This window comes from Paenibacillus amylolyticus (assembly GCF_036894225.1).
In the GTDB taxonomy this organism is placed as follows: domain Bacteria; phylum Bacillota; class Bacilli; order Paenibacillales; family Paenibacillaceae; genus Paenibacillus; species Paenibacillus amylolyticus.
The window spans coordinates 1058937-1071709 of the sequence record NZ_CP145892.1; the positions used below are offsets into that span (position 1 = coordinate 1058937).

10 protein-coding genes are annotated in these 12773 nt (G+C 46.8%); 7 read left to right on the forward strand and 3 right to left on the reverse strand.

Annotation, left to right across the window (positions count from 1 at the left end):
- Positions 1-114: 114 nt before the first annotated feature.
- Entirely contained in the window at positions 115-1104 is a 990-nt protein-coding gene (locus V6668_RS04775; protein WP_338707831.1) for an NAD(P)-dependent alcohol dehydrogenase, read from the reverse strand.
- A gap of 181 nt (positions 1105-1285) precedes the next feature.
- Here V6668_RS04775 and V6668_RS04780 point away from each other — a divergent pair, with 181 nt between their 5' ends.
- The 4 genes from V6668_RS04780 to V6668_RS04795 all read left to right on the forward strand — a co-directional run bounded on the left by V6668_RS04780 (position 1286) and on the right by V6668_RS04795 (position 4794).
- A complete protein-coding gene (locus V6668_RS04780) occupies positions 1286-2146 on the forward strand; it encodes a LysR family transcriptional regulator (protein WP_338707832.1) in 861 nt (286 codons plus the stop codon).
- 53 nt (positions 2147-2199) lie between these two features.
- Positions 2200-3300, forward strand: coding sequence for a threonine aldolase family protein (locus V6668_RS04785; RefSeq protein ID WP_338707833.1), 1101 nt, complete (start codon positions 2200-2202; stop codon positions 3298-3300).
- Between the two features lie 113 nt (positions 3301-3413).
- Positions 3414-3884 carry an SMI1/KNR4 family protein gene (locus V6668_RS04790; protein WP_338707834.1) on the forward strand — a complete coding sequence of 157 codons (471 nt, stop codon included), beginning with the start codon at positions 3414-3416 and terminating at the stop codon, positions 3882-3884.
- Positions 3885-3915: 31 nt separating this feature from the next.
- Positions 3916-4794: a LysR family transcriptional regulator gene (locus V6668_RS04795; protein ID WP_127550536.1), complete on the forward strand. Its 879-nt coding sequence runs from the start codon at positions 3916-3918 to the stop codon at positions 4792-4794.
- Here V6668_RS04795 and V6668_RS04800 read toward each other — a convergent pair.
- Entirely contained in the window at positions 4791-5780 is a 990-nt protein-coding gene (locus V6668_RS04800) for an aldo/keto reductase family protein (protein WP_338707837.1), read from the reverse strand. The genes V6668_RS04795 and V6668_RS04800 overlap by 4 nt on opposite strands.
- Positions 5781-5885: 105 nt before the next feature.
- Positions 5886-6920 carry a PocR ligand-binding domain-containing protein gene (locus V6668_RS04805; protein ID WP_036606178.1) on the reverse strand — a complete coding sequence of 345 codons (1035 nt, stop codon included), beginning with the start codon at positions 6918-6920 and terminating at the stop codon, positions 5886-5888.
- 305 nt (positions 6921-7225) lie between these two features.
- Here V6668_RS04805 and V6668_RS04810 point away from each other — a divergent pair, with 305 nt between their 5' ends.
- The 3 genes from V6668_RS04810 (at position 7226) to V6668_RS04820 (ending at position 12559) form a co-directional block, all read left to right on the forward strand.
- A complete protein-coding gene (locus V6668_RS04810) occupies positions 7226-8368 on the forward strand; it encodes a glycerol dehydrogenase (protein WP_017690500.1) in 1143 nt (380 codons plus the stop codon).
- Positions 8368-10137: a dihydroxyacetone kinase subunit DhaK gene (dhaK, locus tag V6668_RS04815; protein ID WP_338707838.1), complete on the forward strand. Its 1770-nt coding sequence runs from the start codon at positions 8368-8370 to the stop codon at positions 10135-10137. The genes V6668_RS04810 and dhaK overlap by 1 nt, the downstream gene beginning before the upstream one ends.
- A gap of 274 nt (positions 10138-10411) precedes the next feature.
- Complete coding sequence (locus V6668_RS04820) at positions 10412-12559, forward strand: hypothetical protein (protein ID WP_076329779.1); 2148 nt, start codon at positions 10412-10414, stop codon at positions 12557-12559.
- Positions 12560-12773: the final 214 nt, after the last annotated feature.

Below are 12773 nucleotides of genomic sequence, written 5' to 3' on the forward strand. Positions count from 1 at the left end.
GATAATAGTAATAAGAACAATTAGTATACGTTTAGCGAGACCGGTCAGATGGATTCACCCCATTATCGTTAATCAATTTTCAACAATTCATGAAGGCCCATCTCAAAATAGATGTCACTCCATAAGGATAGCCAGATTACCAAACTGCTCGCCTTTTTCCATGCGTTCGAATGCTTTTGCTACGTCTTGCAACGGATATACGCCATCAATTACAGGATGTATGTCATGTTGCTCCACGAATTGCAGCATCTGGATAAACTCCTCACGGCTGCCCATAGAGGTGCCGATCAGACTGATCTGCGGGAAGAAGATAGAGCGAATGGGTACAGTCAGATCATCCCCCGAGCTTGCACCATACATCACGATACGTCCACCTGGTCTGATTATATCAAAATATTTTGGGAACATGGCTTGTCCGATGCTATCCCAGATGATGTCCACAGCTTCCATATCGTTCTGCGTACTCCAATCGGCATGACTATCCAATGCATGGGTAGCACCCAAGCGCAGTGCCTCATTTCTTTTGGCTTCACTTCTGGAGGTGACGGTCACCTTGGCACCTGCCGCAACCGCCATGAGCAGGGCATAGGTTGCTACACCACCGCCAATACCGGGAATGAGCACATGTTCACCTTTCTTCAATACACCGCGAGTGAATAAGGCGCGATAGGCCGTCAGGGCTGAAAGGGACAGCACACCTGCTTCCTCCCAGGATAGGTGGGCTGGCTTAGGCAGGGCATTTTCAGCAGGCAACGTTATATATTGAGCCAGTGTTCCATCCATAGGGCCACCAACAATATCGGGTACGGTGGGCACTTCAGATGCATGTTCCCAACCGAGCGTAGGATGGATAATGACTTCATCTCCTATCGCGAACCCTCTTACGCTTTCGCCAATCGCTACGATAATACCTGCTCCATCGGAACCGGGAACGAGTGGGATGTCCTGAGGGCCGCGTCCTGCCATGATGAATAGATCCCGATGATTGATACCAGCGGATTTTAATTGAATCTGCACTTCCCCGGCTTCTGGTGCCCGAGAGATTGACTCTGTATATTGAAGACCTGCAAGGCCGCTCTGGGCCGAATGGACAATAGCTTTCATGTTCAATATTCCTCCTGTCTGTGTAGCTAGATTTCACTACTGAGCCTCATTGTACAGACGGAGCAGATTCACGTAAAATGAACAAAAATGATTGTCAGTATCATTAAAAATAATAGATAAGCACTTTGCATGAATCGGATGATGCAGAATGCCGATATAACGACGAGCAGGTGATCAGGGTATGGATGCAGGTGATTTGAAAATATTTCAGGCGGTTGCCCGCGAAGGTAGTATCAGTAAAGCTGCGCTCTCACTTAATTATGTGCAGTCCAATGTAACAGCACGGATTAAACAGTTGGAGACCCAACTGCAAGTACCGTTATTTCATCGTTCCAATCGGGGGATGTCGCTTACACCAGCAGGAGAGAACCTGCTTGGGTATGCGGATAGAATATTAGAATTATTATATGAAGCAGAGCAGGCCACGCAAGTGGGTAACCCACCAGCTGGCATGCTTCGTCTAGGTGCCATAGAGACAGCAGCTTCTACTTTTCTGACGCCGCTCTTGGCTGAATATACTTCATGTTACCCGGAAGTAAAACATTCGCTTGTCACGGGTGGGACCCATGAACTGAACCAGAAGGTCATCCAACATGAATTGCATGGAGCCTTAATATATGGCCCGATTGATCATCCTGAGCTGAATTATATGAAGATGTATGACGAGGAATTGGTGTTGGTCGCTGAACCTGGAGTACATGAGATGTACACGTTATTGTCCAGGCCGATGTTGTTTTTTGAGATCGGATGCACTCATCGCACTCAGGCGGAATCCTTTTTGAACGATCAGGGTATCCACACGCTTAACATCATGGAATATGGAACACTGGACACGATTCTGAATGGTGTATCTGCAGGGCTCGGTGTATCATTGCTGCCACGTTCTTCGGTTACCAAAGCAAATTTAAGAGGCGAGATTGCAGTGTTATCATTGCCTGATCCTTATTGTCGGTTGGAAGTAGGATTTGTGTATTCCCGTGGTGAACATATATCTAGTGCGCTCAGCGCTTTGGTTGAGATTATTACAGAACCAGACCTATAAGAGGTTGTTCAAAAGTCCGTTTATGAACATGCACTATAAAGGAGTGAGTGATCTTGAAAGAAACTGCGTTAACGTTGGGTGATGCATTTAATCAGGCAGACTTTATTGTAGGTGGTCATGGCAGTCGCCAAGTGAAGGTGCTTCAGAACGTACTGGAGCAGATCGATGGGGAGTTGTTTAGTGACCACTACGGCAACGGCCCCCTCATTGAAGAATTTCAGCAACAGATGGCTGACGTTCTCGGCAAGAAATCGGCGGTGTTTTTCCCAAGTGGAACGATGGCGCAGCAGATTGCATTACGGATCTGGTGTGACCGCAAAGGGGTAAAGCGAGTAGCTTACCACCCTCTGTGTCATCTGGAAATCCATGAGGAAGACGGATTGAAAGAGTTACACCAGATTGAATCGATTTTGCTGGCGGACAAGGATCGTTTGATTCGTTTGCAAGATGTACAAGCGCTTGATCAGGACATTGCCTGTCTGCTGTTGGAACTTCCGCAACGCGAGATTGGTGGGCAATTACCGGCGTATGAAGAACTGGAAGCGATCTCGGCCTATTGCCGTGAACGCGGGATTAAGCTGCATCTGGACGGGGCACGCCTGTTTGAGATTACTCCCTATTATCAGAAAACGTCTGCGGAGATTTGCAGTTTGTTTGATACGGTGTATGTATCCTTTTATAAAGGCATTGGAGGTATTGCGGGGGCTATATTGGCGGGTGATCCGGATGTGATGCAAGAATCGAAAGTATGGAAACGTCGGCACGGCGGAGATCTGATCGGCCTGTATCCGTATATTCTGAGTTCTCAGTATTATTTCAATGAACGGATTGGCAAAATGGAGTTGTATTACGAGCAGGCTCAAGAACTAGCCTTCTTACTGAATGCGTGTCACGGAATACAAACCTTACCCGAGGTGCCGGTATCCAATATGTTCCATGTGAACTTTGCGCTCGCTGCTGCCGAAGTTGAACCAATTCTTGTGCAAATGGCTCAGCAGTATGGCATAGGATTGACTTCATATCTGAACAAAACAAGTGGGAACAGCTGTGCCTTTGAATTGTCTACGGGTGATCGTTATGAGAAAGTTCCTCAGGACAAGTTGCGTGCAGCACTGGAATGGCTGGATCAAGAGTTGCGTAAACAGGTGAGATAAGAAGTTGATTTTAATGCTCGACTCTTGTTTGGGTAAGGTGTTGCGCTTCAAGGAGAACTATTGAATTCACAACGGCTGATCAGTGGGGAAAGGTACCTTAAGGGGGAGTTTAAATGACGTCAATAGAATTGGAACCGATTCGTGATCTTTTGGTAAAAGCCTACGATACAACAATGGGAGAAGGGTGTACTCCTGAAACGCAACAGAGCATTGAGGATTTTGAACAAAAGCATAATGTAAAACTGCCCGCAGCATATCGCGCACTTTTGCTTGAATTCGGTGCATGTAATTTCGGCGACCCTGCCTTGTATTCGGTGAAAGAACTGAGCTGGGCTTATCCGGATTTTTTGGAAGTATACCGTGAATATGAGAAAGAATACGAGCTGCCAGCTGACCTCCAGCCTTTCCCGATTGGTGGATTTGGTGAAGGAAGTATGGCTATACTGGATCAAAATTCAGGCAAGGTGCTGATGTTGATCCACGATGCAGGGGAAACTCCTCTGCGGGAAATTGCTGTGGACTTTAATGAATTGATGACGATGCTGGCTGAGTCGGCAATCTGGGTTCAGGAACAGATGAATTAACAAGGTAGACGGAAGGATGCGCAATTGGCTTATGGATATTCGGAAGTTAAGATACTTTATCACCGTGGCAGAAGAACTTCATTTTCACCGTGCAGCGGAAAAATTAAATATGACGCAACCACCGCTGAGCCAGCAGATTCAGAATTTAGAGGATGAGCTTGGCGTGAAGTTGTTGGAGCGCACCAGAAAAATGGTTCGTCTCACCCCGGCAGGTGCGGTATTTCTGGAACAGGCCAGGCTAATCATGGCCCAGCTCGAACGATCCATTCAGCTTACGCAAAAAGCAGATCAGGGCATCATCGGGCATATAACCATAGCCTTTGTGGATTCGGCTTCGGGGAGCATTATGGTGGATGTTCTTAGGAAATTTCGGGCTGCGTATCCTCAGATTGAATTGACGCTGCGTGAGATGACTTCATCCCAACAATTGCAGGCACTGGAAGACGGACAGATCCATATTGGATTTTTGCGATATCAGGAAGATACTCGTCATGTCTCGTTCCGCCCCTGCCAGATGGAAACGTTGATTGCTGTATTGCCAGATCATCACCCGAAGGCTTCTCAGACTCAAGTTTCAATTCGAGAACTGGCGGATGAAGATTTTATTTTATTCCCAAGGCATCTGGGTTCTCCGTTCCATCGTCTCGTTTTGGATTATTGCAGGGAGCATGGCGTAGATCCTCGAATTACGCAGGAAGCGATCCAAATGTATACGATTGTGAATCTCGTTGCGGCGGGCATGGGCATTTCCATTGTCCCGTCATCGGTGGATGTGTTCCAGCGAAAGGGTGTAGTCTTTCTCCCATTAGAAGAAAATCCGCCCTCCGTACCGTTGTATACGGCATGGCGGACGGATATGAATCAGGAAGTAGTGTCCCGCTTTATGGGTATTGTTGATGAATGTGTTTAACCAGTCTTGGTTGGATCACGCTCAATCCATGGATTCAATATTTCATCAATACGAGTCATGATCGCAGGGTCCAGTTTCACACCAGAAGCTTTAACATTCTCCAATACCTGCTCTGGCCGGGATGCACCGATAATGACGGAACTAACATACGTATGCTGAAGAACCCACGCCACAGCGAGTTGGGGGAGAGTTAGACCAATCTCTTTAGCGAGTGGAACAAGTTGTTGCACAGCGGTAAGAACATCTTCACGTAACCACTGACCAGCCAGTTTATTGAAAAAGGGTGCTCCTGCCTCAGCAGCTGCACGTGATCCGGTGGGCAATGCTGCGTTAGGCGCATATTTGCCTGATAGTATACCCTGAGCAAGAGGAGACCATGTGATCTGTCCCAGCCCTGCTTGATCGCTTGCAGGTACGACTTCTTGCTCAATCACACGCCACAACATCGAATATTGCGGCTGACTTGCAATGAAGGGGACATGAAGTTCCCGCGCCAAAGCGGCTCCTCTTGCAATCTGATCTGCGTTCCATTCACTTACGCCAATGTAATGGACTTTGCCCTGACGCACCAAATCGGAGAATGCCAGAAACGTCTCTTCCAGCGGAGTGTTGTAATCATAACGGTGAGCGTAATAGACATCGATATAATCCGTCTGTAGCCGCCGTAATGAACCATTGCAGGCTTCCATGATGTGTTTACGTGAAAGTCCGCGGTCATTATGACCTGTGCCGGTTGGGTGACAGACTTTGGTGCATAGTTCAATACTTTCTCTTCGTATATCCTTAAGAGCCTGTCCTAACACGGATTCAGCCTTGGTATTTGAGTATACGTCTGCGGTATCAAATGTGGTAATACCTGCATCCAATGCGGTTCGCACACAAGCTTCTGCTATTCCATCCTCGACTTGCGCTCCATGCGTAATCCAGTTGCCCAGTGAAATCTCACTGACGGTTAATCCACTGTTTCCTAATTTGCGATATTCCATTCATGTCGCCTCCCTAAGTCATCTGGACTCCATTGTAACAATGGCAGATTAATAGGTGAAATATCTTTTAACCTCATCTTTGATACGAAAAAAGTATCAGTGAATCTACATTTTCTCCTGGAGGTATTTGCGATAGAGAGCAGGCGTAATTTCCTCGAACTTTTTGAATATTTTGATAAAATATCCCGATTCATTAAATCCCAGCTCATCACTGATCTGTGAGACAGGCATGTCGGTGACCTCCAGCAATTGTTTGGCCCACTTAATTTTGAGTTTAGCCAGGTAGGTTGTGAAGTTTTCACCCGTTTCCTTGGCAAACAGTCTGCTGAAATAACTCGGACTCAGGTGGCATAGATCGGCCATTTGTTTGAGTGAAACTTGTTCACTTTTGTGACTGTGAATGTATTCAAAAGCAGGCTGGAGCACCGGACTGGAGCTTTCCGTGTCACTTGGGCTATTTTTGAGATAAGCATCCGCTATCGCATTAGTCATCTCTTTTTTGATCGACTCGATATTACGAATGGAGTAACCCGGCAGAATGGTGGAGAGGTTCAGAGTCTCCTGATTGCCTGAAGCTTTCTCGAACATTTCAACTAACAGATTTTTGTTTAGCGCTTCTTCCACAATGTAGTTGCAGAGCAGGGATAACATGTTGGAGATTTTCACAATCTCTTCATAGGTCATCACAGGTAGCTGGGCGTAATCATCCTTTAATTCCTCCAGCTTGGCTGCATGCATGGGTACGTTTTTGGACGTGACAATTTGCTCCAAGTCGCTACCCTTTTCCGGATCGGCGAGTTTCACTTGTCCTGCCATGACGGCGCCGATATATTTGCCATCAATTGTGATTGGAATCGCGATATCAATAATATTGAAATGGCATAAATACACATAAGGTTCATTCAACCGGACGGCTTCCAGACCACCGCGTGAATCACATTTTTGACAGTAGGGGAGAAGCTCAGGGTCTTTACGGACATTCTGGCAGAAAGCCTGACAGCTGCTGTGACTGGTTACGGGAATGCCTTTATAATCAACGGTGAGGATCGCCAGTTTGGTTACTGTTGCGAGAGAATCTTGTAGACGCTTCCATTTATTAAGGTCCAGAATTTTATTGATATGCAGATATTCTTTGATCATTGGTGCAACCTCCATAGGCTAACCAGATTCATAATTTAGGCCGTTAAAAGTTAGCAAGTTGTACATATTAAGATGTAATGATGACGGGTAATGTATAATAGGAGGTCAAAATTCAACCATCTCATGACAATAAGATACCATGATTGTGCCAAAAAGCAAAAAATTACGATTGTAAATTATAATAATTTGTTATCAAAGTCCACTGTAAACCTGTTGCTCATGCGTTATATTAAGGTCAATTGTAAGAAATTAAAATTTGATGTAATCACTAAACCAATTCATATCAATAGGAGGCATATAATATTATGAGAAAAGCATTTATCAGCCCAACTAAATATGTACAAGGCGAAGACGAGTTGTTGAACCTGGGGTACTTTGTTAAATCCTTCGGAGAATCTGCTTTGCTGATTGCACATCCAGATGATGTACAGCGTGTCAAAGCAAAGCTGGATGCAACAGCCGAGAAATTTAATATTACGTTTGTTGAAAGCGGTTTTAAAGGGGAATGTTCCCGTGAGGAAGTTGCTCGTCTGCAAGCGATCGCGAAGGAAAAAGGATGTGACTCTACCATCGGTCTTGGTGGCGGTAAAGCCATTGATGCGGCTAAATGTGTAGCAGAAGGCGAAGCACTGATCATCTGCCCAACGATTGCGGCAACAGACGCACCGACAAGTCACTCGGCTGTATTGTACACACCGGATGGTTCTTTTGATGACTATGCTTACTTCAAACAAAGCCCAAGTGTGGTTCTCGTTGATACAACCGTAATTGCCAATGCACCAACACGTTTCCTCGTATCCGGTATGGGAGATGCGCTCTCTACATACTTCGAAGCAAGAGCAACAGCAAAATCCTATTCCCGTGTAAACGCAAGTCTGCCAATGGGTTCCCGCGAAGGATATACCCCATCTGCAGTAGGTACCAATGCGGCGCTTGCACTGGCAAAACTGTGTTATGAAATGCTGCTGACTGACGGTGCAAAAGCAAAAGTAGCCAGTGACAGCAACGTCGTGACTCAGGCGCTGGAAAATATCGTTGAGACCAACATTCTGTTGTCTGGTCTTGGATTCGAAAGTGGCGGTCTGGCCGCAGCACATGCGATCCACAACGGTTTGACTGTTCTGGAAGGCACACATCATTTCTTCCACGGTGAAAAAGTATCCTTCGGTACAATCGCACAGCTCGTCCTTGAAAATGCACCAACTGAAGAGCTGCATGAAGTCATGGACTTCTGTCTCGAAGTGGGACTGCCGATCAGCTTGGCGGATATCGGTGTAGATACGATTAGTCAGGAAGAACTGTTGAAAGTGGCAGAGATCGCTTGTATTCCGGAAGAATCCATTCACGCCATGCCGTTCCCAATCACCGTTCCTGAAGTGGCTGCTGCCATTGCAGCGGCTGACCGAATGGGTCGTGAGTACAAAGCAGCTCGTCGGGAGGTAAAATAATGAAGAAAATTATTAACCAGGCCGAACATGTTGTTATGGAAATGTGCAACGGGATTGCGCTTGCACACCCGGAGCTTGAATTTCTGAAAAAATATAAAGTCATTAAACGCAGAGAGATTCAGGCCGATAAAGTCAGCCTGATCAGTGGCGGAGGCAGCGGACATGAACCGGCTCACGCTGGTTATGTGGGTAAAGGCATGCTGGATGCAGCGGTGTGTGGAGATGTATTCGCATCTCCTTCCCAAATCCAGGTGTATCAAGCGATCAAGGCAACAGCCAGCAATAAGGGTACACTCTTGATCATCAAGAACTACAGCGGCGACATGATGAACTTCAAGAATGCAGCACATCTGGCTGAAGAAGATGGCATCAACGTACAGTATGTACGTGTTGAGGATGACATCGCTGTACAAGACAGTTTGTATACCGTTGGGCGTCGCGGCGTTGCCGGAACTGTACTGGTTCACAAGATCGCCGGAGCAGCAGCCGAAGAAGGCCGCAGTCTGGCAGATGTGAAATCCGTTGCTGAGAAAGCAGCTCAGAACGTGCGCAGTATTGGTTTTGGATTCACATCCTGTACGGTGCCCGCCAAAGGCACGCCTACATTCGAAATTGCTGAAGATGAGATGGAATTCGGCGTAGGGATTCATGGTGAGCCAGGGATTCGCCGTGAGAAATTGGTATCAGCGGATGAATTGGCAGGACGTATGGTCGAAGCATTGCTCGCAGACATGAAGCTGGATAAGGATGCATCTGCTGAGATTGCGGTGCTCGTGAATGGTTTTGGTGCAACGCCACTGCAAGAACTGTATCTACTCAACAATTCCGTTCAGCGTGAGCTTGCTGGACATGCAGGTCTGAAGGTCGCTACTACGTTTGTAGGCAACTACATGACAAGTATCGATATGGCGGGTGCGTCGGTTACGATCCTGAAACTGGATGATGAACTAAAAACGCTGTTGTTCAAGGAAAGTGATACACCTGCATTTAAAGTATCCGGCCCTCCAGCAGCACAAGTGGCGTATTCCGAAGCGCTGGAAGCTGTTGTGGGTGAAGACGCTCCTGTATCTTACGAAGTGGAGACGGATGCATCAGCTGCGGTCATCAAAGGCAATCAATTTTCACTGGACAATGTCGTCTATCTGATCGATAAAATGGGTGAGATCATCATCAAGAATGAAGTACCATTCTGTGAATTGGATTCCCATGCCGGTGATGGCGATTTCGGTATGAGTGTGGCAAAAGGCTTCCGCCAGTTGAAACGCGAATGGAATCACATCATTAACGAAGATAAAAAAGACATCGGATCATTCCTCGATGCATGTTCCTTGGTCATCATGGAATATTGTGGCGGCGCATCCGGCCCAATCTGGGGTTCGGCATTCCGTGCGGCTGGCAAAGCAGTAGGGGATAAACAGCAATTAAACGTTGCTGAATTCGCCGAGATGATCCATGCAGCGGTGCAAGGGATTCAGTCTACAGGAGAACGTTCCTTCGGACGTGGTGCCGTTGTAGGTGATAAAACCTTGATTGATGCACTCGTTCCGTGTGCCGATTCCTGGACTCAAAGTGCGGAGTCTGGCGATGACTTCAAAACAGCATTTGCCAAAGGTGCAGCAGCAGCCGTTGAAGGTGCGAAGAAAACCGAAGACATCGTGGCACGTATGGGACGTGCAGGTGCCGTCGGTGATCGTAGTCTGGGCTACCCGGATGCTGGTGCGTATGCGCTGGGTGTTATTTTCACAGAATTATCTGAGTCGATGAAATAAGAATGTGAAATAAGAATGGTCACGGGTTTGCCCAGCGTCATTCATTAGACAGGTATAGAGATTGAGTCAGCAAACGTTAAGCTACTATGCAGCAAGTGACACAGGTAATGGCGCCGGACGTCCGGCGCCGTTATGTGTGCCTTTTTTAGGCCATACTAAGTCAATTTTTACATGTTATCATTTACATCTAATTTGAATAGCTCTTTGGACGTATCTACAATGCACTATTATTCATTCATTTATCTAGTATTTTATATTTATTAAGGGGACCTTTATGAGAACAGTCACATCATTCTTAAAAAAACCGCAGGGGTTGTTGGTTTTATCACTCGTTTTGGTCATTTTCGGCAGCTTGTTTGCTGGAATGTTCAACTCTTCCTTTTATTCCGTTAAGGTCAAAGAGATCAAATTCCAAGCCGATCACGGCACGCTATCGGGTCTGCTCTACATGCCTAAAGGGGCAGGTGCGGATGATAAACGTCCGGTCATTATTACAACACATGGATATCTGAATACGAAAGAAATGCAGGATGCACCTGCTATTGAGATGTCCCGACGCGGCTATATTGTGCTTGCACTGGACATGTATGACCACGGGGATTCCCGCTGGAGTGCAGATATTCCGGTAAAGGATCTGTTCGGAACGTTCTGGATATACTCGCAGTTTGATGCAGCCAAATATATTTATGAGCAGGACTTCACCAAGAAAGATGAGAAAGGCAATGCCTACGTGGCAGTCAGCGGTCACTCCATGGGTGGGTTCTCAACGCTGTTGTCAATGTACATGGACGAGATGAGTTCCCTTCAAACAGGATACCGTATGATCTACACAGGCATCTCAGCAGGTGCGGATTACTCTTACGCTGCGGCGGTTGCGCCACAGGATCAGCTTCAGGCTGCATTTGGCAGTCGGACGGTGGGCATGGTCGCGGGGAAATATGACGAGTTTTTCTTCAACAAATCAGATGAAGAGAAAACAGCCGCGGAGAAAGAAGTACAAGGTACGGTGACTCGCAAGGATTTTGCAGCAACGGCTTCGGGTAAAGCCTTCCTTGGCCTTGCACCTGATGCGCCAAGAGGTACGACCGATACATTTACCAAAGTACCATCCGGCGATCTGACCGTAGACGGAAAAGTGGTACGTCCTTCCCAAACGGGTGAGCATATTCTGTTTACACCTAATCAGACTCACCCATGGAACCATTTCTCGCGTACAACAACTGGGCATCTAATCGACTTCTATGCACATGCATTTAATGGTGTGACGTCGCCTAATCAGACCAATGTGAATCTGGATTCGGGCAATCAGATCTGGTGGGCGAAAGAGGCATTTAACTTTGTCGCTCTGATTGGATTCTTCTTGATGATTGTGCCGCTGATTACGTTGTTGATCAGACTGCCGTTCTTGCGCAAAACGGTAACGGGAGAGATTGCAACGGTGTCCGCAGCAGTCAGTGGGAAACAAAAATCAATCTATTGGCTTGCTATCGCATTCAGCACCCTGATTCCAGCGGTCTTATTCCCAACCTTGATGGATAAAGAGGCAAATGGATTGAATGTGCTTCGCATCATCGCTCTGATTGTACTTGCCGTGAGTGTGCTTGGAGCCATTATTGGGTTCGTGATGGCTGGAAGCAAGAAGAACGACTATACATCAAGCCGCCGGATGAAAAATATTGCGGTAGGCAGCGTGCTTCTGGCTGTTGTGTCCCTAGTGATGTGGCTTGTCTTCCAATATGCAGACAAGATTGTGGTTACAAGTTCGTACTTCAATGAACCAACAACGAACCAGATTGTGTATTGGGCGTTGGTTTCGGCGTTAATTATGATCCTGGTGACCTTTGCCTTCCATTATTTCTCTAAAAAGGATGCAGGAACCCGTTTCAGCGATTATGGTATCAGCTTGAATCCTGTTACGATCATTGCCAGCTTGGTGACCGCGGTGCTCGCAGTAGTCATCGGATACGCATTGCTGTTTGTAGTGCAGGCGATCTTCGGAACAGATTTCCGGATCTGGACGTTTGCGGTCCGTACGTTCGAGAGTGAACACTTCATTACCGCCTTACGGTATACACCGTTCTTCCTGATTTATTACTTTGTCAGTGCAGTTGCTCTGAATGCCAACACACGCGGCAAACGTAGCGGAACGTTACTGACGATTGTACTGAATGTTGGCGGGTTGGTGCTGTGGTTGCTGGTGCAATACGGCAAAGACTTTATGACAGGTGTGGCGTTGTATCCAGGTCAGGCATTGAATGGCATTTTGCTCTTTGCACTGGTGCCTTGTCTCATCATCGCTGCCGTGTATGCACGCAAAATGTTTGAAAAAACGAATAATGTATGGCTCGCCGCATTTGTGAACACATTATTGTTCACGATGGTTACGGTGGCGAATACCGCCCTGTTCTGGAATTTGGTTTAATGTAAAAAAAGACATGGAATGCACCTAGGACTATACTTGACCACTCCGATTGCAGACCATACTTGATTTGACACTCAGGAACTACACAGACAGAAAACCTTTCGATCTCTCTTATCCCCGGATTTTAATGATTTTCCCCCTGAAGGTAGAAATCCGGTGATAAAGGAGCACGCTTCGCTTCTTCAGGTCCTTTCTGTCTGCTTCGCTCTTGTGT

What these genes read in the sequence shown, in the direction of transcription:
- V6668_RS04775 (WP_338707831.1), bottom strand. Translation starts at nt 1,104, where the DNA reads ATGAAAGCTATTGTCCATTCGGCCCAGAGCGGCCTTGCAGGTCTTCAA.
- V6668_RS04780 (WP_338707832.1), top strand. Translation starts at nt 1,286, where the DNA reads ATGGATGCAGGTGATTTGAAAATATTTCAGGCGGTTGCCCGCGAAGGT.
- V6668_RS04790 (WP_338707834.1), top strand. Translation starts at nt 3,414, where the DNA reads ATGACGTCAATAGAATTGGAACCGATTCGTGATCTTTTGGTAAAAGCC.
- V6668_RS04795 (WP_127550536.1), top strand. Translation starts at nt 3,916, where the DNA reads ATGGATATTCGGAAGTTAAGATACTTTATCACCGTGGCAGAAGAACTT.
- V6668_RS04800 (WP_338707837.1), bottom strand. Translation starts at nt 5,780, where the DNA reads ATGGAATATCGCAAATTAGGAAACAGTGGATTAACCGTCAGTGAGATT.
- V6668_RS04805 (WP_036606178.1), bottom strand. Translation starts at nt 6,920, where the DNA reads ATGATCAAAGAATATCTGCATATCAATAAAATTCTGGACCTTAATAAA.
- V6668_RS04810 (WP_017690500.1), top strand. Translation starts at nt 7,226, where the DNA reads ATGAGAAAAGCATTTATCAGCCCAACTAAATATGTACAAGGCGAAGAC.
- dhaK (WP_338707838.1), top strand. Translation starts at nt 8,368, where the DNA reads ATGAAGAAAATTATTAACCAGGCCGAACATGTTGTTATGGAAATGTGC.
- V6668_RS04820 (WP_076329779.1), top strand. Translation starts at nt 10,412, where the DNA reads ATGAGAACAGTCACATCATTCTTAAAAAAACCGCAGGGGTTGTTGGTT.